At 57.1% G+C, this 24,418-nt stretch carries 19 protein-coding genes and 1 tRNA gene; 7 read left to right on the top strand and 13 right to left on the bottom strand.

Features of this window, described 5'->3' with window-relative positions:
- Both AC2FIR_RS14270 and AC2FIR_RS14275 read left to right on the top strand, forming a co-directional pair.
- Positions 1 to 1,026, top strand: a complete 1,026-nt coding sequence (locus AC2FIR_RS14270) for a trans-3-hydroxy-L-proline dehydratase (protein WP_496762583.1) — start codon at positions 1 to 3, stop codon at positions 1,024 to 1,026.
- 231 nt (positions 1,027 to 1,257) lie between these two features.
- Entirely contained in the window at positions 1,258 to 3,471 is a 2,214-nt protein-coding gene (locus AC2FIR_RS14275; protein WP_496746326.1) for an NADP-dependent isocitrate dehydrogenase, read from the top strand.
- A gap of 470 nt (positions 3,472 to 3,941) precedes the next feature.
- Here the strand turns inward: AC2FIR_RS14275 and AC2FIR_RS14280 are convergent, their stop codons facing one another.
- From AC2FIR_RS14280 to AC2FIR_RS14335, 12 genes are all read right to left on the bottom strand, one after another.
- Positions 3,942 to 5,051 (bottom strand): transporter substrate-binding domain-containing protein, encoded by a 1,110-nt coding sequence (locus AC2FIR_RS14280; protein ID WP_170611179.1) that lies wholly within the window; start codon positions 5,049 to 5,051, stop codon positions 3,942 to 3,944.
- 45 nt (positions 5,052 to 5,096) lie between these two features.
- Positions 5,097 to 6,359, bottom strand: coding sequence for a type 2 periplasmic-binding domain-containing protein (locus tag AC2FIR_RS14285; RefSeq protein WP_496746328.1), 1,263 nt, complete (start codon positions 6,357 to 6,359; stop codon positions 5,097 to 5,099).
- Between the two features lie 22 nt (positions 6,360 to 6,381).
- Positions 6,382 to 7,167, bottom strand: a complete 786-nt coding sequence (locus AC2FIR_RS14290; protein WP_170611173.1) for a PP2C family protein-serine/threonine phosphatase — start codon at positions 7,165 to 7,167, stop codon at positions 6,382 to 6,384.
- Between the two features lie 3 nt (positions 7,168 to 7,170).
- On the bottom strand, positions 7,171 to 8,220 hold the full coding sequence (locus tag AC2FIR_RS14295; protein WP_496746330.1) for an FHA domain-containing protein: 1,050 nt from the start codon (positions 8,218 to 8,220) through the stop codon (positions 7,171 to 7,173).
- 209 nt (positions 8,221 to 8,429) lie between these two features.
- A complete protein-coding gene (locus AC2FIR_RS14300) occupies positions 8,430 to 10,649 on the bottom strand; it encodes a protein kinase domain-containing protein (protein WP_496746332.1) in 2,220 nt (739 codons plus the stop codon).
- Between the two features lie 338 nt (positions 10,650 to 10,987).
- Positions 10,988 to 12,280: a dynamin family protein gene (locus AC2FIR_RS14305; protein ID WP_170681371.1), complete on the bottom strand. Its 1,293-nt coding sequence runs from the start codon at positions 12,278 to 12,280 to the stop codon at positions 10,988 to 10,990.
- Positions 12,277 to 14,319, bottom strand: coding sequence for a dynamin family protein (locus AC2FIR_RS14310; RefSeq protein ID WP_496746333.1), 2,043 nt, complete (start codon positions 14,317 to 14,319; stop codon positions 12,277 to 12,279). The genes AC2FIR_RS14305 and AC2FIR_RS14310 overlap by 4 nt, the downstream gene beginning before the upstream one ends.
- A gap of 67 nt (positions 14,320 to 14,386) precedes the next feature.
- A complete protein-coding gene (locus AC2FIR_RS14315) occupies positions 14,387 to 15,241 on the bottom strand; it encodes a hypothetical protein (protein WP_170611161.1) in 855 nt (284 codons plus the stop codon).
- Positions 15,242 to 15,263: 22 nt separating this feature from the next.
- A complete protein-coding gene (locus AC2FIR_RS14320) occupies positions 15,264 to 15,665 on the bottom strand; it encodes a hypothetical protein (RefSeq protein ID WP_496746335.1) in 402 nt (133 codons plus the stop codon).
- A 52-nt stretch (positions 15,666 to 15,717) separates the two neighbouring features.
- Complete coding sequence (locus AC2FIR_RS14325) at positions 15,718 to 17,445, bottom strand: dynamin family protein (protein WP_496746337.1); 1,728 nt, start codon at positions 17,443 to 17,445, stop codon at positions 15,718 to 15,720.
- An 8-nt stretch (positions 17,446 to 17,453) separates the two neighbouring features.
- On the bottom strand, positions 17,454 to 19,466 hold the full coding sequence (locus AC2FIR_RS14330; protein WP_480912942.1) for a dynamin family protein: 2,013 nt from the start codon (positions 19,464 to 19,466) through the stop codon (positions 17,454 to 17,456).
- A gap of 3 nt (positions 19,467 to 19,469) precedes the next feature.
- Positions 19,470 to 19,961 carry a hypothetical protein gene (locus tag AC2FIR_RS14335; protein ID WP_480441549.1) on the bottom strand — a complete coding sequence of 164 codons (492 nt, stop codon included), beginning with the start codon at positions 19,959 to 19,961 and terminating at the stop codon, positions 19,470 to 19,472.
- Positions 19,962 to 20,264: 303 nt separating this feature from the next.
- On the opposite strand from AC2FIR_RS14335, the gene AC2FIR_RS14340 reads away from it, so the two are divergent.
- Positions 20,265 to 21,761 carry a trimethylamine methyltransferase family protein gene (locus tag AC2FIR_RS14340; RefSeq protein ID WP_496746339.1) on the top strand — a complete coding sequence of 499 codons (1,497 nt, stop codon included), beginning with the start codon at positions 20,265 to 20,267 and terminating at the stop codon, positions 21,759 to 21,761.
- A gap of 422 nt (positions 21,762 to 22,183) precedes the next feature.
- Positions 22,184 to 22,268 (top strand) — tRNA-Leu (locus AC2FIR_RS14345).
- A gap of 114 nt (positions 22,269 to 22,382) precedes the next feature.
- Here AC2FIR_RS14345 and AC2FIR_RS14350 read toward each other — a convergent pair.
- Entirely contained in the window at positions 22,383 to 23,240 is an 858-nt protein-coding gene (locus AC2FIR_RS14350) for a site-specific integrase (RefSeq protein WP_496762585.1), read from the bottom strand.
- 96 nt (positions 23,241 to 23,336) lie between these two features.
- Here AC2FIR_RS14350 and AC2FIR_RS14355 point away from each other — a divergent pair, with 96 nt between their 5' ends.
- The 3 genes from AC2FIR_RS14355 (at position 23,337) to AC2FIR_RS14365 (ending at position 24,387) form a co-directional block, all read left to right on the top strand.
- Positions 23,337 to 23,666 (top strand): type II toxin-antitoxin system RelE/ParE family toxin, encoded by a 330-nt coding sequence (locus AC2FIR_RS14355; protein ID WP_496762587.1) that lies wholly within the window; start codon positions 23,337 to 23,339, stop codon positions 23,664 to 23,666.
- A complete protein-coding gene (locus tag AC2FIR_RS14360) occupies positions 23,659 to 23,958 on the top strand; it encodes a helix-turn-helix transcriptional regulator (RefSeq protein ID WP_496762589.1) in 300 nt (99 codons plus the stop codon). Before AC2FIR_RS14355 ends, AC2FIR_RS14360 begins: the two co-directional genes overlap by 8 nt.
- A 66-nt stretch (positions 23,959 to 24,024) precedes the next feature.
- Complete coding sequence (locus AC2FIR_RS14365; protein WP_496762591.1) at positions 24,025 to 24,387, top strand: hypothetical protein; 363 nt, start codon at positions 24,025 to 24,027, stop codon at positions 24,385 to 24,387.
- The last annotated feature ends 31 nt before the right edge of the window (positions 24,388 to 24,418 follow it).

The raw sequence follows: 24,418 nt of genomic DNA on the forward strand, positions 1-24,418 counted from the left end.
ATGCGCAGCGTGAAGACAATTCATGTGATTTCAGCCCATGCCGAAGGCGAGGTCGGGGATGTGATCGTTGGCGGTGTCGCGCCGCCCCCGGGCGACACGCTGTGGGACCAGCGTTCATTCATCGCAAATGATCAGACCTTACGAAATTTTGTCCTGAACGAACCGCGGGGCGGAGTATTTCGGCATGTAAACCTGCTGGTGCCGCCCAAACATCCTGACGCTGATGCGGGTTTTATCATCATGGAACCTGAAGATACGCCGCCGATGTCCGGATCGAATTCGATCTGCGTATCGACCGTGTTGCTGGATGGCGGCATCATCCCGATGCAGGAGCCCGAAACCCATCTGACGCTGGAGGCGCCCGGCGGCCTGGTCCGTGTCCGGGCCGAGTGCGAGGGCGGCAAGGCCAGACGTATCTTTGTGCAGAACCTGCCCAGCTTTGCCGACAAGCTCGGCGTTCCACTCGAAGTTCCGGGCGTCGGAACGTTGCAGGTCGATACGGCCTTTGGAGGCGACAGTTTCGTTGTCGTCGATACCGCCGCTCTGGGCTTTGAGATCACCGAAGACGAGGCGCGTGACATCGCGCGTATGGGTGTTGCAATCACAAATGCGGCGAATGAACAGATTGGTTTTTTCCATCCCGAAAACCCGGATTGGGATCACATCTCCTTCTGTGCCTTCTGCGGTCCCTTGGAGGAAACTCCCGAAGGGGTGCGCGGCAAGTCCGCCGTGGCCATTCAACCGGGTAAAGTCGATCGCTCACCCACCGGCACGGCGGTCTCGGCACGCATGGCGTTGATGGCCGCCAAAGGACAGATGCAGGTCGGCCAAACGTTCGAAGCCATTTCCATCATCAGTTCGCGTTTTACCGGTCGAATCGTCGAGGCAACACGGCTGGGCGATCGCGCGGCTATTGTCCCGGAGATCAGCGGCCAGGGCTGGATTACCGGCATTCACCAACACATGCTGGATCCCGATGACCCTTGGCCGGGCGGCTATCGTCTGAGCGACACCTGGGGCGTCTGAGGCAGCAAGGTCGACCCTTTTTCTGCGCCGTTTCATCTGGTTCACCCAACCCCGTGTCAATTTGCGCGCGTTCCGGTGATTGATCCCGGGGCCATCCTGTTTTATGGGAGGCCCTGTCAAATCAGAGTAACCAAGGGGCAGCATCCTGATCGTGCCCCTGCCGCGCCACGTTGATGTGGCATCAACTCTTGGATCGCACGCCCCTGAAAGGCTTAAAAAAGGTAAGGGAATATGGCAGAAAAATCGAACTTCGATATATTGTATACCATTGTAGACGAAGCGCCGGAGCTGGCGAGCGCATCGTTCCTGCCCATCATTCGCAAGTTCGCTTCGGCCGCTGGCGTGAGTGTCGGCACCAAGGATATTTCGCTGGCGGGCCGCATTCTGGCAACCTTCCCCGAGAACCTGACCGAAGATCAGCGCATCACAGACGATCTGGCCGCTCTGGGTGAGCTGGTGAAGACGCCGGATGCCAATGTGATCAAGCTGCCGAATATCTCGGCGTCGGTCCCGCAGTTGGTTGCAGCCATCGAAGAGCTTCAATCGCAGGGCTACAATATTCCGAACTACCCCGAAGAGCCTTCGACTGTCGAGGAAAAGGCGATCCGCGCACGTTATGATGCCATCAAAGGTTCGGCTGTTAACCCGGTTCTGCGTGAGGGCAACTCGGATCGTCGCGCGGCCCGTGCGGTCAAGAACTACGCTCAGAAGAACCCGCATTCGATGGGTGAGTGGGTGTCGGATAGCAAAACCAAAGTGTCTTCCATGTCTGGCAACGATTTCTATGCGAATGAGAAATCGGCAACTATCACGGCTGCTCAGGCGGGTGATGCCAAGATCGAATTTGTTGGCAAGGACGGCAGCGTGATCGTTCTGAAAGATGCCTGGCCTCTGGCCGAAGGCACTGTTGCCGACGCGACCTTCATGTCGGTCAAGGCGCTGTCTTCGTTCCTGGCGGACGCCATCGAGGACACTAAAAAAGATGGCACCATGTTCTCGCTGCACATGAAGGCGACGATGATGAAGGTCAGTGACCCGATCATCTTTGGCTATGCGGTCAAAGCGTGGCTGGCACCGGTGTTCGAGAAGTTTGGCGCGGAACTGGACGCATTGGGCGTGAACCCGAACTCGGGTCTGGGTGATCTGTTGGATCGCGTGAAAGACAATGCCGACATCATGGCCGCGATCGACGCGATCAAGGCGGATCGTCCGTCCATGTACATGGTTGATAGCGACAAGGGCATCACCAACTTGCACGTCCCGTCGGACGTGATTATCGACGCGTCGATGCCCGCCGTGATCCGTGCAGGCGGCAAGGGCTGGGACGAAACCGGCGCGAAGGGTGACACCAACTGCGTGATTCCCGACCGCTGTTATGCGCCCGTCTATGATGAGGCCATCAACTTCTTCCAAGCCAACGGCGCGCTGAACCCGGCAACTGCCGGTGCCGTGGCCAATGTGGGCTTGATGGCGCAGAAGGCGGAAGAATACGGCTCGCACCCGACCACCTTCCAAGCACCCGCCGATGGCACGATCCGTATCGTATTGGCCAATGGTGAGACGCTGCATTCGCATGAGGTCGAAAAGGGCGATATATGGCGGTCCTGCACCGTCAAAATGGCTCCGATCGAAAACTGGATTGAGCTGGCGATGGACCGTCAGCGCCTGACCGGTTCCGAGGCGATCTTCTGGCTGGACGCAAACCGCGCCCATGACGCAGAGCTGATCAAATACGTCAAACCGGCGCTTGAGGCGGCTGGCGTCGCGGACAAGTTCCTGATCATGGCCCCGCGTGAGGCGACCCGTCAGTCGCTGGAGACCATTACAGCAGGCAAGGATAGCATCGCGATCACCGGCAACGTCCTGCGTGACTACCTGACCGACCTGTTCCCGATCCTTGAACTGGGCACGTCGGCCAAGATGCTGTCGATCGTCAAACTGATGAATGGCGGCGGTCTGTTTGAGACCGGTGCGGGTGGCTCGGCGCCCAAACACGTGCAGCAGTTGGTGGAGGAAAACCACCTGCGCTGGGACTCGATGGGTGAGTTCTGTGCGCTGGGTGAATCGCTGAACTTCCTGGCCGACAGCAAGGGCAATACTAAGGCCGGGGTTCTGGGTGCTGCAGCCGAAGCCGCGACGCAAGGCATTCTGGACAACAACAAATCGCCCAGCCGCAAGGTTGGCCAGCCCGACAACCGCGACAGCCACTACTGGTTTGCACGATATTGGGCCGAGGCGCTGGCTGCGCAATCCGATGACGCCGATCTGGCCGCCGAATTTGCCCCGGTTGCCAAAGAACTTGCCGACAAGGAAGAGCAAATCCTGTCCGAACTGGCTGCGGCGCAAGGCGCGCCCGCCGATCTGGGTGGATACTATCACGCAGATCCGACGAAGGCAGCCGCGGTCATGCGCCCCAGCGCGACGTTGAACGCCATTATCGGGTAAAATTATCCAGGGCCGCGCGTACCTGTGCGGCCCTTTACGGATAGTAAATATCCAATGAGCCAAGTAAAAAGGGACTGACCCCCAAAGTCAGTCCCTTTTCAAGTGAGTGGAGAGGCTCAGGCCTCACCGGTGCTGTTGGGGTCAGAATATCAAACCCGGCAGCTTCCGATATTGGGGGTTTCCCGTAGTTGGGGTGTTTTTTGCCCGTCCGAAAGCAGACCGAGTGCCGTTATTTGGATATTGGCGCTGGCAGGCTGAGATAATGCAGCCGCTTCATTTCCCGCCGTCCGACGGTCACCGTGTCCAGAATAATCCCGGATACAAAGGACAAAAAGGCGATCAGCTTAGGCTTCTTTCAGTTCCGTGATGCGGCGCCCAACCACCATGTCCAGGCCAGGGCACTGGGTTATCACGAACAAAAAAGGGGCCGGTTGCGGAACCGGCCCCAGTGTATCAGCTGAACCGAGGGATCAGTTCGAAGCTGCCATAAGTTTCTCGTTGTGCTCGCGCAGCGTGTCAGAAACGATGGCGTACCATTCGCCGGATTCACGCATTTCGTTCAGGCCCTTGTTCAGCATCGCCAGATACTGCTTGCCGAACGGGTTGCTCCGGTGGCTGATGAAGCGCAGCGAAGACAGCGAGGTCACGAAGGGGTTTTCCACCATGTCGTTCTGGTTCAGGCCCATTTCGACCATGGTGTCCGAGAACAACTGAACTTCGAACGTCGCGACGTCGGCGGTACCTGTCAGAACAGCGTCGAGGCATTCGCGCGCGGTGATGGGTTGCATCAGGGTCATGGATTCGCCGTTGTGCAGGCCTTCCTGTTCCAGATCGTGGATGAACCAGCCGTCCATGCGGCAGATGGTGGACCCTTTCAGCTCTTCGAAAGTTGTCGCGCTTGCATAGCTGCTTTCCGGCAGGGTGTAGAACCCGACCACGATGTCATAAACCGGAACGGACGAGTCGAACTGGGTGCAGCGCACTTCAGTTTCCCACGACCATTCGTAGGTGCGGTTGGTGCAGTCGGGCATGTTCCACGCCATGGATACGTCAAACGCCCCCAAAGGCAGCAGCGTTTCCAGGTGCGAGTTCCAGTCGTCCACGAAGCTGACCGAATAGTCGCGGGCGTTGCCGCCACGCTGCAGGGCAGTGGTGCCCAGGCGGGTGATTGCACCGCCGCCGTTCAGCGATTCATCGGCAAACGGTGCCCAGCCATTGCCGGTGACCAGTTTGATCGGCGGTTGGTAGACGCTCGACCGCTTTACGCTGGCCGCGCGCTGTTCTTCCGCCGCGATGATTTCCTGTGCGGTCTGACCGTTGGGCAGGCTGCCGTCCTCACAGGGCAGGGCCAGAACCAGGCCCGGCTCCAGTGCGTTCGGGTTCGTAATAACGTTGCGGTTCGCGTTGAAGATCGGCTGATAGTTCGACGTTCCATAAGCCGCGATGGCGATGGTTGCCATCGTATCGCCATCCTCGACGGTGTAGTTGGTACAGGCTTCCTGTGCCGCCGCCGCGGTTGCGCTCAGTGCTGTGACGGCGGTGGCCGACATTACCACTTTCTTCAGATCAATATTAAACATGTCCACTTCCTCCAGACTTTCTTGTGTGTCAGGCCGATTGCGGCCTTAGCCATTTTCCATTTGGTGACGCAGGGCGGTCGACACGATGTCGCGCCATTCGCCCGATTGCTGCATGATTGCCAGACCCTGGTTCAGCGTCTCAAGGATTGCCTCCCCGTCAGGATTGTCCTTGTGGGTCATGATGTTAAGCGACTTGATCGCCGCCAGATTGGGGTTTTCGATGATGCGGTGTTCGTAACCCAGCCGACCGATTGCCTCGACCGCCAGGTGTGCCTCGATGGCGACGATGTCGGCGGTGCCTTCCATGACGGCGTGAAAGCAGTCATCCGGCGAAACCGGACGCATCAACTTGATCGCCGGCTCGTAAAGGCCGACCGTATCCATGTGCGACAGAGACCAGCCTTCGGGGCGGCAGATCGTGGTGCCCGCGAAATCCGCGTAGGTCAGTGTCTGTTCATAGCCCGAACCTTCGCGGGCGAAGAAGGTGTCAACAACCTCGTAGAATGGGTTGGAAAAATTGTAGGTCTCACACCGCGAACGGTCCTTGTCCGAAAGGGCTTCGGCCTCTTCGCAATTGGGGCGCGACCAGGGGAATGTCGCGTCGAACGCCAGCGTCGGCATCAGCAGATCCAGATGCGACGACCAGTCGTTGACGAACTGGATCTTGTAGGATTGCTCGGGCGCGGCCCGCAGCATCGCGGTTTCGACCAGATAGGTATATAGCCCGCGGTTCGGCAGCGCCTCATCCGTGAAGGGTGCATAATTTCCGCCGGTGATCAGCAAAATCTGGCGATCCCGAACCTCGGGCTGCTTATTGTCGCCAGCGTTGCGGATCAGCGCTGCAGCTTCGGCGCGAGCGGCTTCAATTTCTTCTTTGGCCGCTGCTTTGGCCTCGATCACAGCGTCTTCGCTGGCCTTCTTGGCCTCGGCTTCGGCTGCTGCAACGCGGGCTTCGGCGTCGGCAATGGCTTTTTCGGCCCGCTCTTCTGCGGCTTTCACCAACTCAGCAGCCATTTCCGCGGCGATGCGTCCGGCTTCGGTATCCGGCACTGCTGCCTCGCGTCCGACCTCTTCAAGGCAGGGGAAAGTCAGAATATCGCCGACCCGAATGATGTTCGGGTTCGAGCCGATGACATCCCGGTTCGCGTCGTAGATAAACCGATAGTCTTCAGTCGAATAGACCTGTATCGCTAGTTCCCGCAGGCTGTCGCCTCGCTGAATCTCATAGGTACTGCACGCCTCTTGCGCCGAGGCCGCGCCCGTCGCGGCTGCGAGAGCCAGACTTGATATGATCAGATGGTTTCTCATGGGTCCTGTTGCTTTGCCTGTGTTAGGGTATTGCCGGTTTCACCACGGCGATTGATACGTTGTCCTGATCGGGGTCGTTTTTGGCTTGCAGGGCGCGAAGCAACGCATCCGCCAGATCCTGTGCCAAGGCCTGCGCATTGTCGGTCACGATGGACCGAATTTCCGCGTCGTTGAGGTATTGCAGCCCATCGCTGCCCAATATCAGGATATCAGCGGCTTCCAGCTTCAAAGGCTGTTCAGGGCAATCGACTTTGGGAATAGCGGCGCCCATGACCACCGAAGTCAGTTGATTGCGGTCAGGGTGAGCCTGCGCTTCGGCCAGGGTCAGAGCACCTTCGGCAGCTTGTGCGTCAATCACGGGCGCCATCGAGTGATCTTCATTTATCTGGGTCAGCTGGCCATTCCGGAACAAATAAAGCGGACTGTCACCGATCGAAATCCAGAACGCGCGTTGGCCCAGCAGCAGAAGACCAAGCAGGGTCGAGCCCATGTTGAATCCGTCGCCCTGTTCTTCGCTGTGGTTGGCGATAGCGGCATTGGCCTGCATGGCGGCCAGAGGCAGGGCGTCGATCAGGTCAGCTTCGCTTGGAGTGTCCGCCTCAAGCTCGGCGTCCAGTGCCCCGCGCCAGGCGGCGATCACCAACTCCGAAGCTATTTCACCTGCAGCGTGACCGCCCATTCCGTCGGCCACGATCACGTAACCTGCGTTGCACGCGTCAAACATGCGCGATGCAATCGCATCTTCCTGCGTGTCGCGCTGACCCTGATCCAGGATCAGTGCAATATCATATGCCGGGGTCGCCAGCATCTATCAGGAATCCCGCCAGTCAAAGCCGTCATCACAGAAAGCAGCGAAACGGATCGAAGTTTCGCTGATCCGGATCAGGTCGCCGCTGGACAGAGCCACAGTGCTGAGCACCGGCTTGCCGTTCAGGCGCACAAGATTGGCCTTGCCGCCGTGCCCCAGGTAGCATTTGCGATCTTCGGGGTCATAGGCGATCACGGCGTGGTTGCTGCGCGAAATACCTGTGTCGCCGAAGTCCAGCTGAATGGCCTGATCGTCATTGCGGCCGATCTGCATCAGGCCTTCAGTCAGCGTGATGCACGCACCACGACCTGGGCCGGATGTGACAACCAGCCAGCCAACAGGAAAGGTCTCCTGTGCAGCTTCGGATTTGGCGACCGGTTCGGCCGTTTCCATCAGATCCTGCACATGTGTGTCGGCACGCTCAAACCCCAGGAAGGTTGTCTTCACGCGGCTGCGGCGATCATCGGCGGCAACGGGCGCTGCCGGGGTTTCCTCGACCTCCGGGGCCTGTGCAACTTCCGTTTCAGGCACCTGGACGATTTCCGGTTCGGCGACCTGCATCACTTGAGGTTCGTGTGACTGCACGGCTTCCGGTTCCGGCTGAGTTTCCGGCTCTTCAGGGTCTTCGATTACTTCAACTGCGGCTTCGTCGGCCTCAGGGGTTTCTTCAACCGCCTCAACTTTGGTAACTTCAGTCGTCAAGTGCAGAGTTACAACTTGATCATCCTGTGCCTCTTCGGGCTGTGGGGCTTCCGGTTCTGCGACCGCGTCTTCTACTTCGACCTGCGCTTCGTCATCCGAGGAGTCCACTTCAGTTTCGCCTTCAGCGAAGTCTGGCATTTTTTCTTCAGGGATCAGTTCGTCGGCTTCTTCGTAGCTTTCGGCCGAGAGGTTTCCACCGCCCAACGCTGCGCGCAGTGCGTTGAAGTCCGCGATCGGCTGCTTGTTATCCGGGCTTTCTTCCGCCGGGGCGGCAACGTCTTCGGTTTCGGTTTCTCTTGCTTTGCCGGCACCTTCGAGAAGCCGGCTGAGAGGGCTTTTATATTTGAACATGGTGTCGACACCTTTGACTTTGGGCACAGGACGACTGTCCCGCGCGGCTGCTACTCACCTCCGCGCAACATGCGCAGCGGCACCTACGATTTGAGAAACCAGAGAACTAACTTAACTTTCCGCGACGGGCCGGTTCCCGTCAGGGTTGCGGGTTTGACCCGCGACCCTCAGCAAACACACACTGGCAGATCACATTTCAAACTGTCCGATCACTCCCTCGCCAAAGGCATGGTGGCAGACGTGTCCGCACCGTTGCGCAACACAGTCAGCCGTGCCTGGGGCTGATTTTCCGAGACCAGATCGGCCAGTACAGCATCCAGGCTTTCCGGGCCGTCAATGGCCAGACCGGTATGCGTTTCATTCCGCAGAACATCCCCTTGCCGAAGGCCGCCTGCTTTACCTGCAGGGGCACTGGTGACAACCGTCTGCCAGCCGTCACCGTTGTGACGGATATCAAAGGCAAACCCATTCTCCAGCCCGAGCTTGCGATGAGCAGGCAACGCCAGCAATCCGTTCTGAGCGCGGGTCTTGCCCAATGGGCGATAGCGTGCAGATACCCGGATATAGCCATCCGGATCGACCTTTAGGTCATCCAGAACTTGGGCGGCAAACGTCACATCCGAGCGCACTGGATTGCCATTCAGTGTGAAAATCGCGGCACCGCGTTGGACCCATTCACCGATGACGCCCATGTCAAGCGACGGATCAACCTCGGTAACGGCGATCACGTTACCGGTTGAGGCGCGGCGTTTGGCGGTCGCAAAAGGAATTTCTACGTCCCAATGAGCGAATGCAACTTGCGTTTCAGCGAGGTTAACCGGTGCCGCCGGGGCCGCGGGTGTTTCTGTTTCCGCTGTTCCCTCGGCGGTCTTTGCTTCGGCCTCGTTCAGGGCCGCCGGTTTGGCCTGTGTCTGCTCGACAGGCTGCTCCTGGGGGTCTTCTTCCTGTATGGTGACGGGTTCGGCAGGTGTGACAACTGCTGTTTCCGTTTCGGTCTGAACGGTCTCGACTGCGGTGGTGTCTGCACTGACCGGCGCCGCAACCTCTGGGGGTTCTTCGACTGGGGCGGCTGCAACTTCGGTCTTTTCTTCGGCGGGTTCCGCGGCAATTACCGCAGGTTCCGCCGTTTCGGCCGCAGGTGTGGCTATTTCCGTGGTGCTGGAGATATCGGTGCCTTTGTTGCTCTCCATAAAGATGTAACCACCTGCCGCAAGTGCTGCGACTACGGCAAGGCCGGCAATCATTTTGCCGCTGCCGCCTGACCGGTTTTGTACAACGGTGTCTACCGCAACCGGCTCGTCGGCCTTGGGCGCGAATTTGGCCAGATCTTTGTCATCGTCATTGCCGATGACGATGTCCTGGTTGCCCGCGAGCAGGGCGGTAACCACCGCCTCGGCATTTTCGCTTTCGGCCTTGATGCGGGCTTTTTCTTCCTCGTCATCTTTGCGGTCCATGCCGACGATGACCGACACAGGGCGATAGGCAAAGCTGTCGAACATCACGCTCGGGCCACGGAACATCCGCAACCACTCCAGCGCGTTTTGCAACCGGTCCGTGGCGTGAACTTCCATCGCCTTGTCAATCGCTTCCAGAAATCCCTCGGGATAACCTTCAAATTGCCCTGACAACGGAGTGTAAGGGTCATCCTGGCTGCTGTTGAAGGCGTTCAGGCGGGTCTGGCCATCTATGGGGCGTTCGCCACTGATCGCGTGGTACAGGGTCGCCGCAAGAACATACAGGTCGCTGCTTGGGCCTTGCTCGGCCCCGCGCACATAGAATTCGTGGGGGGAATAGCCGTCCTTGATCACCCGAAGCGTCAGAAGAGCCGCGCTCTGATGTGCTGCCTGTTCCCGGGCTGCACCAAAATCGATCAGAACAGGATCGCCATTTTCGTCGATCAGAATGTTGTCGGGCGAGATGTCACGGTGCAACATGCCGCTTTGGTGAATGAAGGACACGGCCGACAGCATTTTTTCCGTGACCTGAACGATGAAGTCGGGCCCACCATCATTTTCAGGGTTCTCGACGTAATCCAGCAGGTCGCAACCCCGGATCAGGTCCATGGCGATATACGCGGTGTCATTGTCTTCGAACACCTGATGCACATCGACGATATTGGGGTGGACAAGCCGCGCGTGGTTGCGGGCTTCCTGAATGAACAGGTCGATGATCGCGCGCAGGTCTTCTTGATACGAGGGGTCGTTGGGTTCCACCAGATCGCCATTCCGGCGGCAAAGGGCACCGGGATAGCATTCCTTGATCACCACATCGCGCTCCAGGCTGTCGCGCGCCAGATAGGTAATCCCAAATCCGCCGTTGCTGAGATAGCGAAGGATTTCATACTGGCCGCGCAACAGCTTTGCGCCCGGTTCCAATCCTTCAATTTTCGGTTCGTCGTGCGATGCACCGACTGCCTGGTTGCGGCTCATTCTTTCCACCCGTTCTAAACTTTGCGGCGTAATGACAACCGGGCAAATGGCCCTCGAACTCACAACCAGAAACAACCGCAGAACACTTGAGAACGGTTAGACGTTTCAAATTTGACTTTATTGGGGCCACCTGATGGCTTCACTAAGGATCGTTTTTGATCAAAAACTACATACAGTAACAGAGGCGGGTGTTGTAGCTATATGTTGTGTTCCAGCTCGTCAAGCGTGTGAACTGATCGTCCGCTAAACGCTCTTGGTCCACGAATTAGAAACAATAAAAGCCCGATTCTGCCGAGCTCGATTCGCGATATCCAAGATCAATTTTAAAGAGAAAATTGTCAGGTGCCGGTTTTCGGTTGTGGTGAGGAAACCTTGCTTCCGGCCCAGGCCAGGTTGTCGCCCAGTTGCGCCAAGATGCTGATCGCGTCCTTGAGCGGCGCATCGCCACTTTCGAACTGAAGCAACAGCAGCAGGTCGGTGGCCTTTTCGAACTCACCCGGTATCCAGTCTGCCTCGGGGTCGATTTCATCCCCCTGTTCCAGACGTTCGGCGAAGTCTTCGACAATATCCTGACAGCTTTGAAGGAAGGCTGCGGGTTCGATACTGGACGATTCCCGCAGGTCCTCGTAGATGCTGGTGATTGCGGCCAGCCAGTCTTCCAGGATGGGGTTGTCCAATGGGGGCAGTGCAGTCCCCAACGCCGTGTGCATTGCCGACGCATCGGTGCTTTCTGGCTCCGGCGCCGGTTCCTCACCGGGCAGGCTTTCCAGATAGGGCAGAAATTGTTGCCGCAGGTCGGTGCGAGCAGCCTCCAGATCCTTCAGGCGTCGGTCGGATGCGACCTGCAATACCTGTTCCGCCAAATTTTGCCCGCCGCATGTTTCCCATAGGTCGAAATCGGGCTCGGGCTCTTGCGCCATTGCCTTGACCGCTATCGGTGTGCCGATAGGGACAACCGCACGGAACAGGTTGCCCTTTTCCTTGTTCAACCGAGCCAGAACACGATCCAGCGCATCGCGGACCGGCGGCAGATCGGTATGAGTAACGGCCAGCAGGCTGTTTGCCCGCAGTTCTTCCGGAACCCGGGCCCACAGATGGCGTTCGGTTTCGCGCCAAGCATTGGTTCCGTTTGTGCACCAGATCGCGCAGTCGACAAACTTCAGAAGGTCCAGCGTTTGCTTGTACGTATCGTCAAGCGCACCTGACCCCGGCAGATCGAACAGCGAGATTTCCTTGAGTGCAGGTGTATTCAGCCCGACTGAGATGAAATCTGGATTGTCCGCAGCCGCCTTCTCAAGCGCTATGCCAGAGTACACCCTTGGCTCTTTATCCCACCATCCGACGGTTGTTTCCGGTGTATCGGCATAGGCAACAATCACCAAAGGCAGTTTCAGATGTTGCGGCCCGGTCGGCAGTATGTCGGCCCCGGCCAGCATGTTGGCCAGACTGGATTTGCCAGCCCCGAACTCGCCCGCGAAACCGATATTGACAGCATTGGACAACCGTTCGGCGTGGGCCAGCGCACGCTCGCGCATTTTGTCCAGCGCCGTATCGGAAGGCAATGCCTCCGTCGCGGTCAGAAAGCGCTCAAGCTGGCGCACTTCCTTTTCGGTTCCGGGAAATTCAATCATTCAGCAGCCTCTGCTTGTGTGTTTTCCGCCAAATTCGGTCCGAAAACGGAACCCAGTTCATCGGCAATCCGCCGGGCGCGATCATATGCGGTCTGCGCCTGTGTTCTCGCATTTGCCTCACCGCTACCGGCGCGATGTTCAAGATGTCCGGCCAACAGAGCCATGTAGTGATCCAGAACAGTATTCAGACGTTCCAGTAAATCCCCGCGCGCGGTGTCGACCAGATCATCTCCGATCATCTCGAATTCCTGAACGATCATTCGTTCGGCCCTGGATACCACACTATTACGCGATATCAGGCGAGAGAGCCAGTTCACACGCAACTCTACCGTGATTCCGCGTGTCAGGGCGGTTGTGTCCGGCCGGTACCACCGCACGGCACTGGTGTTCATGCGGTTGTCAGCCGGATCATGCCAGCCTGCCAGTGTACGCAGTGCCGCGTTGCATTGCATGTCGATGGCGTAAAGCTCGCTCAGCATCCGTTGACGGACGACCTGCGTCGCCCCCTGAACAAGCTCCCGCATCCGATCGCGCAGCGGGGTAAAGTTCAATTCGGTATCGCCGCCCCTGATCAGCAGCGGCGATTGCCCGTTCGGTCCGCGCACCACGCCCGATACGGATTCAGCCACCGTGTCATCCATGACACCTCGCAGATTGGCCAGAACGTCGTCCATATCATTTGCGATTTCGCTGGTTTTTTCGACCACCAAGGCGCGAAGATCGCCCAGCGTCTTGTCGTTTTCATCCGCACTTGAAGTGTCTTTGCCGGAATCGGCTTCCAAAGCGCGAAGATGCGCGCCAGAGCGTTCAACCTCGCCCTTGGCGAAACTGTTCAGGTGCTGCCACGCCATGCGCATCTGTTCGTTCCGGGGGCCCTCGGTGAGGGCGCGGGTCACATGCCGGCGCAGATCCGGAAGGCCCGAGGCGATCATGGCCGCAAAGCGCAGGACACCTTCGCGACTGATGGGACCGGGCCCCTGTTTGATCTCCTCAACACCTTTCAGATATTGCTTCATCTGTTCGGGATGGGCTCGCAACCAGGCAAGAACGTGATCGTGATTGATCCCGGTGTCATCTCCGGTGAGGGCATAATGTGCCCATTGGGCACTGCCCATCAAAACGTCGATATCCGAGTTTCCAAGGGCTTTCTCAAGTCCGTCGCGAACATCCGCACGCACTTTCGTGGCATCTTCGGCACCACCGCCCAGTTCGTCCACGCGGTTGATAAACACGACGATCTGGCCCAACTCCAACGCCTGCATCAAACGGAAGAGTTTCAGGTCAGCCCGGGACAGGGCCTGATGCGCCGACAGAACCACAACAAAAAAGTCGGATTCCTTCAGATACTGGCGCGAGATTTCCTCGCGGATCAGCAGCGGGTCGTTGACACCGGGTGTGTCCGTGACGGTCAGCGGGAACGGAAAGTGGCCGATATCAAAATAGACTTCGGCCTTGCGGGTAATGTCACTGTAGAGGCCCCGGTCAGAACCGGGGTCGTGCGTTTCAGTATCGGTTGGATCATCCCCGGCGCAGACATAGCGCGCCAGATCGTCCGTATTGAGATGCTCCAGATCGTGGTGCTGACCCAGCAGTTGTTCATAGCTTTCGCCCAGACGCAGCCGGGCGCGGGTTTTCATCGCCTCGACCTGTTCCTCGATCATCTCGCGCTTATAGCTGTCCTCGTCGTCGGGGAACATGTTGCGCAATTCTTCACCTTCGGCGATCAGCGCCTGCCATTGGCGATTGTCGAAGAAATGAAACTCGGCCCCGTCCGTCCGGCCCGAAGGATGCCCGAAATGCATATCGGTGATTACGGTGGTCCAGGGGTTTACATCCGACGGAAGGAACTCGGCCTGCCCGGTGAAGCCATTGATCAGACGAGACTTACCGGCCTTGATCTGACCGACAAAAGCGATGGAGGGCCTCAGATTTGTAAGGTCTCTGACAATGCGCGAAATGAACTGACGGGTTTCGTCATTGCTCACTTCATTCATGTCTTCTGCGATGCGAATTAACTCGCGACGATTATTTTCACTCATAACATTTTACCTGTTTACTCGTACTCACGGATTGAATTATTCGAAAATTTGATTGTTTTGGGCGCAGTCATTCCTCTGTTCCCTTCAGAGTGGTCCACAGATTGACCGCTGAACCCAGCTTGCGCGCCTCATGCAAGGCGACCGCGAATTGATCACCATGCTGCAGTACCGCCAGGCCGGCTCCTTTACCGCCGGACGGACGCATGACAATTAGTTGCGGCTTTTCGGAATCGATAGCCAGATCGGCGTTCCAACCGCTCAAATCCTTCGCAAATTGTGCAAGAAGTTCCTGATCTGGCCCAGCGCTTTGGCCGGGTGCGCAAATACCATCGGATTGCAATTCGCGCCCATCTGAGCTTTCCGCCAGAATGCGTCCCAGCGCAAATTTGTCGGCCGCGTCAAAGTATCTTGCCGCCAGCGTATCCGATTGGGGTACGGGCGGTTGCAGGTCCGGTTCGACATTGGGCACAATCGAAACAATTGGTTCGGTTGGAAACTCTATACTCTGGCAGGCAACCTGGATTTCGCTGAGGGTTATCCCGACATCATCTGCTTCCAGCGCGGTATCCGGCTGCAATGACGTCAGTTCCAGCGGGGCAGGGGCAGCGGCAATGTCCGACACCAGATGGGCCAGCCTGTCAGTCAACGCATCCCGCGGTTCGGTTTCAAAATCCGGCACCAAACCGGACCGGACGCGAAAGACATCCGTGACCCTTGAACTGTTGACCTCAATTGCAAGGCAATCCCCATTGGCGGCCGTAAATTCCAGGCGGCGCGGCAACACGGTGCGGCGAATGGCGCGCAATACTTCAGCGCGACGTGTTACGGGCGTGTCACCCGCCAGCGTCACAGCCGGAGAAAGCCGAGCAACTGATGACCGCCCGATGTCTTCGAGCATGTCAAGTATGTCAGTATCCATCATGCCTTGACCCCCTCAGGTCCAACTAGACTGCAGCCGCCACCGAGCCCAGACTGAGATGTGATTTCGCCAGCGCCAACCCGACATTCGCGCTGTTGTGACAGACGTAGCAGACAACATGATCGGGATATTCCCGGGTCCGCAGAAAAATATTGAGCCGATCATTGGAAAACACTGCAATCTCGCCAAAGCTGGAACCGTTTGGGGTTTCTGGTTCTGCCTGCCGCAGAAGCTGCTCAAAGGCCCGTACTCCCCGGCCCTGAAACAGGTTGGCGACAGCAACTGCAAGTGTGTCCAATGCGTCGCCACCTTCCGGGTCAGCGACTTTTGTCCCCAGCAACATCCCGGTTTCCATATCGATATACCCGGCTGCGATGCAGTCGGGTATTGATTCCATTGCAGTGGTCAACGCAGCTTCGATCGACATCTAACACCTGGCAATTCTGTCGAAACTGTCCGTCAGGACAATGTTTCCGGGGCTAAAGCACATGCCATTCCGCCCTGCTGTTTTCACTGGTTTTTGCCATTGGGCGCAACGCCTCTTTGGTCTGCTGCTCGTTGTGCTCAATGGCGATCTTGTCAAACTCAGCCAGAAACGCCGTAAATACGTTCTTTAAGCCTTCGACATCTTCCGGCAGGTCTTCGTCCTTCGCAACCTCGCGCCACATGGCGGATGCGCTGAGCGAGCTTTCCTTAGGCGCCGACATCTGACCAGCTATCGCATCTATGTTCTCGGAATCGCGGCTTTGCGCTTCGGCATTTCCGCCCGGCATGGACAGAATCTCGGCTTCGGCCGGGCTAAGGTCTTCAGGCTCGGGTTCGTATTCCTGGTCTGACTTGTCCGATTGCTGGGCCAGCAAAGCGGTGATCGACGAGACCGAAACCTCAATTCCCTCTTCTTTTTCAGCCTCGTCCTCGACCGAGACTTCAGGCGCATCCGCTGGATTGTCTTCAGTCGCCGCGATCAGGGTTTCAGACTCGTCCCAATCTTCGGGTTCACTGGTTGCAATCGCGGGATCGCGAGCCTCTTCATCCAGTTCGTCTTCGTCCAGCAGATCGAACTCGTCTTCATCCGAAGTGGATCTGGCCAGTGCCGTCAGGTCCAGCGGGCCCTCCGACGTTTTGCGGAAAAAGGTCCGTAAATCGTCGTCGTCTACGCCGTCTTTGCTCGAGTCTACGGTATCGGGCACCATCTCAGCCCGCAGTCGCTCGGCTTCAGCCGCGTCAATTCTCGGTCGTTCCGAATCCTCGCCTTGCCGCTCCACACGTGCAGGACGCACTGGAAAGCTGGTGACGACCTTGGGTTCGTCGCTTTCGTCGGCAAGGGGGTTTATCAGCTGGAGGGGCACCGCTTCACTTTCGGGCCGTTTGTCCCCCTCGCCATCAGCCTTACGCGACGGACGCAGCGGCTGAACCCTGGGTTCGTTGGAAAGCGTCTTGTCGATCTGATAACGGGACAGCTGTTCTGCCCGGTTGTCCATAATGTGCTCAGTGATCTCCAGAAAGCTGTCGACCATCTTGCCGCCACCACTGCGCGACCAAAGCTCGGCATCACCGGTTTTGTCCCGTGCCGTAATGGCATCGCGCGCAGAAAACAGGATCGACCTGTTGAACAGATGTCCGGCTTCCCGATTGACCCGTCGCAGCACTTTCTGGCGGTCTTTGACATCAAGTGCATCGACGCGGGTGACCAGCAACAGGGAGTTGTTCTGCAAACGCTCGGGCAGGGATACCCAGGTTGCGCGTTCAGTCTCGCGCCAGGCCTGCGTTGCATGGGTACACCACAGAACGCCATTGGCCTGACCGATTGCGCGCCGCCACACATCGGTCGAAATCTTGGGATCCGAAATGCCCGGGGTATCGATCAGGTCGACAGCTTCCAGAATGTCGGCCTCGAGATAGATGCGAATGAACTGCGCATCATTCACGCCAACACTTTCAAGCTGATCCAGCGTGATACTTTCCGTGCTGCCATCATGCCGTTTTACGAAGGCAGGTTTGTTGCCCCAACTGAACCAGATGGGCGGCAATTGCGTCGCCGTGACCTGTGTCGGCAGTGCCTGCGTGCGCAGGAGAAAATTCATCAGCGTCGATTTCCCGGCGCTGAATTCCCCCATTAGCGCAAAGACCGGCTTGCGGCGGGACCACTGCTCGATGCGTTCCCAGGCCTTAGGTGACACGAAGCGGTTTTGTGAGTCTTTTGTCATATCTCTACTTATGCTGCCTCGTTACTTAGATCTTTAAGGATGCTACCCAGGATTTCGTCCCGCGATTTCTGCAGTTGGATGCCTGCCATCAATGCGGTGTTGCGTCCGGGATCCTGCTCCGCCGTAGCCGAGATGTTCAGCAGGGTCTCATTCTGTTCACGCATGAAATCGGACAGAGTAGCCCTGACGTTTTCCAGAACGGCTGCGATCTGGTTTTCTTCGATATCCTTGGTGATCGAGTTCGCTTCGGAGGCGATCAGGCGGGTGTAATCCGCCGCATAAGCCTCGAATCCTTTGCGGCGTTTCCACCAGCGGCGCCACCAGGTGCTTTGCAAATCAAGCGCAATGGTTCGCCCGATGCCCAATGGCGGCGGGACGCGCGGTACAATCGGGGCTTCGATCTTGAATTCACCCAAATGGTTGCCCAGCAAACTGTGATACAGCGCCTCCACGTCCGTTGCGGCGGTTGCGTAAAGCGCTCCGGCTTCCTTGCGCATGGTTCGGGCGAAGCTGAAATAGGCGGCCTTCTGCAGGGTGCGCAGCCCGGCCGGATCATACTGCCAGGTGCCTTGTTCGCCGTTCTGTTCCAGATGGGAAATCAGGGAATCCGTCGCCCGTTTGACAAAATTTGCCTCAGCCGAGGCCAACCGTTCAAGCACCTTGTCGCGCAGCGACGTGGTCAGGTCAGCGACCTTCTTTTCGTATTCGGCGGCTACGGTGGAAATGGCGTCTTCTGGCGATACTCCGTCCAGATCCCGAACCACTCCTTCGTCACCAGACAGTGTCTTGGCGACGGCCGTGGCCCGAATCTGGCTGGCAATGTTTCGGGCCCGGTGGCGCACACGATCCAGCAGACGGGTGCCCGCGCCTTCGGCAATGCGTTCATTCATGGCCAGCAGAAGGTCAGGCAGACCGGACAACGCCCAGATTTTGTCAAGCGAAGGTGCCTGATCTCCAAATCCGGCCGCCAGATAGAACGTGTTCAACGCCTGTCGAGATTCTTCTGTCAGGATGTCGGGGTTGCCAGTCAGTGCGGCCTCGGCCCACAAAGCGCTTCCAAATACAACGCTGGTGTTTGTGTCGATGTTGTTCTGTTTCAGCGTGTCTTGAATCCGGTCGCGGATTTCCGGAACCTGATTGACGGGATCGGCCAACTCGTCGATCCGGTTCACGAACAGGATGATCTGACGGTGTTCGAACTGGGCGATGATCCGCATCAGCGCCATATCCATGGTGGTCAGCGCCTGGCTGGCCGCGAGAACCACAATACAGACCTCGGATCCGCGCAAGCTGCGCAAGGTGATCTGTTCGCGCACCATGAAAGTATCGTTCACACCGGGCGTGTCGCAGAGCTTCAGCGAGATCGGATACTGGGGAATATCCATGAACAGTTCCGCTGATTTGGTGACATCGGCGAACCGCCCCGTTTTTGGGTTAATATCCGGGTCGTCTTCGTCCCCCAGACACACATAGCGCTGGATCAGTTCCTCATCGAAATAGTCATACTGGTGGCTCTGGCCGAGAATGAGGTCGAAGTGCTTTCCCAACCGCGCTTCGGACTTGGACTTCATCTCATTGATCTGACGCCGGATATCGTCCATTTCGTCGTCCGCACCAGCCCGGTTGGCCAGTTCGCCTAGCCGGCCGCCGCCAACCATCAGATTGTCCCACTCCTCCTGCTCGAAGAAGGTAAACCTGGACTTGGTGCCGCCCTGCGTACGGGTGTTTATATTCAGGGTGGTGACAACCGAGGTCCATGGGTTCACATCCGACGGCAGCAGGGCTGGACGGCCCGCAAGGATGTTCACGATCGAGGATTTACCGGCCTTCACCTGCCCGACCAGCGTCACGGACGCGGTAAAGTTCTCCATCCGCGTCTTGAGTGTCGCCAGCCGTGCCGAAGAGCGCGCATCGGCCACTTCCGTCAATTGGTCGATCTGAGCCGTCAGGGACGTCATGGCCGACGTCATAGGTGACAGGGCCTCATTACCTACGGACAGAAGATGTTCGTTGCGCGCCATGGATCAGCCTCCGGTTCCAGTTGCGGCGATTTGCAGGGTTTCCGGCATACGGCCAGAAGGCGCGCGGGTCAGGGTGTCGATCCGGGCAATCAAATCCAGAGCGTTGCCCAGAATTTCGGCTTCGGCGCGCGGAGAAATGTTTTCATATGCTCCGGCATCGGCCAGAACTTCGATCAGACTGAAATGATCACCATTTTCCAGGCGTGCAACCTGGCGTCCAGTGGGAAACCCTTCGGATTTGACGGAAGGCAAAGGCATCCGAGCATTGGCAAGCAGATAGTGGTCGCCGGAATGGGTTCGCAACGCAATGCCAAATCCCGTGTCAGGGTAATCGCGGTTCAGTGTTTTGAGTTCACCAAGAAAACTTTGACGTGCAAAAACGACAGCGTCTTGCTCGGCAGCGGCGGAGTTCATCATGTCGGTCACGGTAAAGACCCTTGTGCTGGAGTTGAGTGAAACACTGGTACAGCGCAGCAGATGCGCAAAAAGACTCATTAACTCCTGTGCCCAAGAAGAACCCTCAAGGCGGTGTTATTTTGACGCGAATAAGATATTTTAACGTTTGAATTGTGGCGCGAATGTGGTGAGGCGCGCATAAGAATGCCTCAACCCATGGGAGAGTTCGCTTGATTTCCTTCCCGGCAACAAGAAAAAGGACGTCCCGTCGTTCAGGGCGGGTGGTGGGCCCGGCCTGCCTTGAGCGAAATAATTTCACGAAATTATGCAACTAATAGAATTGAGCTTGAAAGTGGCGCTTCCTAAGATGCCTCCGCACTGGGATCCACATAGGATGTAGACATGCGGCGATCACGATCCGGTCGGGGCTTGGCACTTTCTGCGCACCAAGTGACGCCGCCACCTTTCGGTGGGCGGTTCAGACCGCTGGACGAGGGCAAGCTTGCCCAAATTACCAACGCCGCGTTTGATATTCTGGAACGGACAGGAGTGTCGGGTGCGTCCCGTGATATTCGTGAACTTGCACTTGACAGCGGTGCGTTGCAGCGGGTGGACGGGCGTATCACCTTTCCCCGCGCTTTGGTCGAAGAGGTGATTTCTAAGGCCTGCAAGCGGGTCGAACTGCCCGGGTTCATCAAGGATCGTGGGATCGAGATAGGCGGTGGAAAGGTCCATATAGGTACTGGCGGCGCGGCCGTACACATCCTTGATTCCGAAACCAATACATATCGCGACAGTACGCTGAAGGACCTTTATGGTCTGATGCGGATCGTCGATTCCTGTGATGCGATTCACTATTCTTTGCGCCCGGTGGTCGCGCGGGATCTGGAGGACCCGTTGACGTTGGATATCAACACCGCCTTTGCGGCAATGAAGGCGACATCAAAGCCCATCGGCACCAGCTTTTTTGACCCGGCGCACGTCGCCCCAGTGATCGAGATGTTTGATCAAGCGTTGGGGGCAGAAGGGGGTTTCAGGAGGCAACCGTTTTGCTTTGCCTCGGTTTGTCATGTGGTGCCGCCGTTGACGTTGGCCGAAGAAGCATGTCGTGTCATGCGCGAATGCGTGCGTCTTGGGATGCCGCTCCAGATCTGTTCGGCGGCTCAGGCGGGGGCAACCAGCCCGGCCTCTCTTGCTGGAGCGCTGGCGCAAGGTCTGGCAGAATCGATGGCGGGTCTGGTGCTAGTCAACATGATGAGGTCCGGCTTTCCCTGCATCCTTGCCTTTCTGCCATTCATCTCGGATTTGCGCACCGGGGCCATGACCGGTGGATCGGGTGAAGCCGCAATCGCCAATGCCGCCGCCGCGCAGCTGTTGCTGAATCTCGGCTTGCCATCGACTGTTTCCGCCGGGATGACTGACGCCAAGACGGCTGACGCGCAGTCAGGATACGAGAAGGGCTATACCATCGCCCTGGCCGCGCAGTCCGGGGCGGACATGATCAACCTTTCGGTCGGCATGCTGGGATCGATCATGGCTGCCAGTAAAGAGGCGCTGGTAATCGACAACGACATGTGCGGTGCGATCCTGCGGTCGGTTCGCGGGGTCGAGATGTGTGACACCTCGATTGATCTTGACCTGATCGAAGAGGTCGTCACAGGCGACGGGCACTATCTTGGCACCGCTCAAACACTGAACCTGATGACCCGCGAATATGTCTACCCCTCTCTGGGTGATCGACAAAGCGTCAATGATTGGCTGGAAAGCGGTGCACAGACAGTATGGGATCGCGCCATCGCCCGCGTTGCCCAGATCGAGGCACAACCCGCGCCCGACCATCTGCCCGCTAAGGCCGAGGAGGCTTTGCGTGCGCGGCTGCCTATTCGCCTGAAGATTTGAGCACCCCACGCGTCAGCAGAAATCGGGATTGCCGGTAGTGGGCGGACTCGCATTGGTTTTTCTGCTTTGGTGCGCAGAGTTCTGATTGATTGGACCCAGCGGAATTTGCGAAGCAGAAATGCTCGCGCAGATGACTTCATGAACACCTCATCCGATTGCGCACCTATATTGCCGATCATCTCAGTAGAGACGAATAAACTCAGCAGGGCCTGTTCAATTGTATCGCTATGTCATTGTTTCTACACGACATTGAACAGGAGTTCGTTCAGCTGACGGTTGCCATGAAAGAATTTGGATCAGTACCTTGATCAGGCGTAATATTGCGAACGGGAATAAACTTTGGCGTCGCCTGCAATTCCCTCTCGCACTTGGTTTCAAGCTTTGATATTGACCCCGTCAATCCGGCGCGCAAATGCCGGAATGCGGGTGTGGCGAAATTGGTAGACGCACCAGATTTAGGTTCTGGCGCCGCAAGGCGTGGGGGTTCAAGTCCCTCCACCCGCACCAGCTTGATTTTAAAAGATAAATCACCCTCATCGCCTCGCGTATTCTGGATGATCATTTTCAAGTTTCCCAATTAGTTTCCCGGTTTCTTGTTTCGTTTTTGTTCTGTTCCGGGGTCTATTTGCGCCGATCCTGCGCCCGCTTAGATAGCCGCTTCTGGTTCGCCTGACTGCGATACTTCCGGACCATCTCCAAAGTCTTGTGTCCGGTCACGGCTTGAATCTCGCTGTCCGTCGATCCTGCCTCGGCCAGCGCAACGGCTGCGTTGTATCGCCAACCGTGAATAACGTAGTCCTCGCCGTTCACCTCTTTCGCTCGCCTGACCTTTAGAACCCGCTCTTGTATCGTTTTCTTGGCCACGCCCTTGTGAAGTGACTGCGCGATAATGAACTTCCCCTTGCGCGGCAGGGAATCGAGGTGGGATTTCAGGAAGGTGGGGCAGGCGACCCACAGCCTCTTGTCTGTCTTGTCCTGCACAACTGCTATGAACTCTCTGTCGTAATGGTCCCATTCCATTTTCACGACATCACCGATCCTCTGGCCGGTGCCGGTGCAAAGCATGAACGCGGTCAACTCCAATTCCAGGTCGTGCTTTCGGCAATAGTTCTCAAACGCGCGTAGCTTTGTGTCTGGCCATGGCTCATACTCCCCGCCAGTCAGCTTCTTTACCCCGCTGGCGGGGTTGGCTGTGATCCATTCAAGGTCGATTGCATGGCGGGAAAGTATGGAAAGCATTTCCACCATGGAATTGGCCTTGCGCCACTTGTCGGCGTATTTATCGCGGGCTGCGATGACGTTCTTACGGCGCAGCTTTGTGAAGTCTGCCTTGCCGTTTGTCTCTCTGATCAACTCTAATGTGCGCCGGTATTCTGCCTTGGTGCCGGGTTTCTTGGTCAGGTATTCGGGCGTCTGGTAATAGCTTTGGATCAGCCTGAGTACGGCGGCAAGTGAGCGCTTGGCTGGACGAGGAGGCAAGCTCGAAGCACTGGAAAGCTCACATTGAACGCTCAAGACAGGGCGATCTGTTTGATCTGCCTTGACAAAAAGGTATCATATTTGATAACATTGTGAATGAACTGGAAGATCACGTTTTACAGCGAGAAGGTTGAGAAGGAGACGCTGGCACTGCCGCCGGGCATCCTAGCCAATTTTTTGCGAATAACCGAGTTGATCGAAGAATTCGGCCCAGACCTTGGCAGGCCTCACACCGCGCCTTTGGGCAAAGGTCTGTTTGAAATCCGCGCCAAAGGCAAAGAAGGGATTTCGCGCTCGGTGTTTTGCACAGTGAAGGGACAGGAGATCATTATTCTCTTGTCAGTGATCAAGAAGACAAACACCTTGCCGAAGCGACAGATGGCAACGGCACAAAAACGAATGAAGGAGGTTCAGGACAATGACTGAGCGACCAACTTTGAAAAACATGCGTGACAAGGCGCTGCAAGACTCAGCGGTAAAGGCTGAGTATGACGCGTTGTCGTCTGCTTTCGAGATGAAACGGCAGATGATTGCGCTGCGCAAGCAGGCGGGGCTCACACAAGAGCAGATGGCCGAAAAACTGGGCACGAAACGCAGCAATATCTCTCGTTTGGAAAGCTTGGACTCGGGTAACTCACCACGCCTTGCAACGATTGAGGACTATGCGCGCGTTCTGGGGTATTCCATCCGTGTGGATTTTGAACCTGCACGCGTATAGCGTGCCTCATTTCTCATTTTGTCGAGTGAGGGTGCAGCAAACCTAAACGAGCTTGAGTATCCAAATATGAAAAAACTTGATTTGGAAGATTTGCTGATCGGCGACATACTATTACATCAACCGACAAAGCCAAAAATCCACCAAGCGAAGATTTCCGAGAGATCGAACAGCCCCTACACTCATGCCTCAATATGCATCGGAAAAGACTTTGTCTTTGAAGCCAACGTCCCGAAGGTGCGTACTAGAAATTTGCGAGATACTATGAATTCGGAAGGGGCTATTGGCGTTCTTAGATCGCAAATGGTCTTCACGCCTGATCGCGCCCAAGCGTTAATAGGTTTCGCCGATCAACTCCTGAAGAATAGCGCTTGGTACGATCTAAACCGACATTCCCCAAGTGGCCTGGGTTCTGACGTTAAGGTCGCCTGACTGCGCCACCTGATCAAGCGTTTTTCCGCCC

The organism is Ruegeria sp. CDSB136 (genome assembly GCF_059610965.1).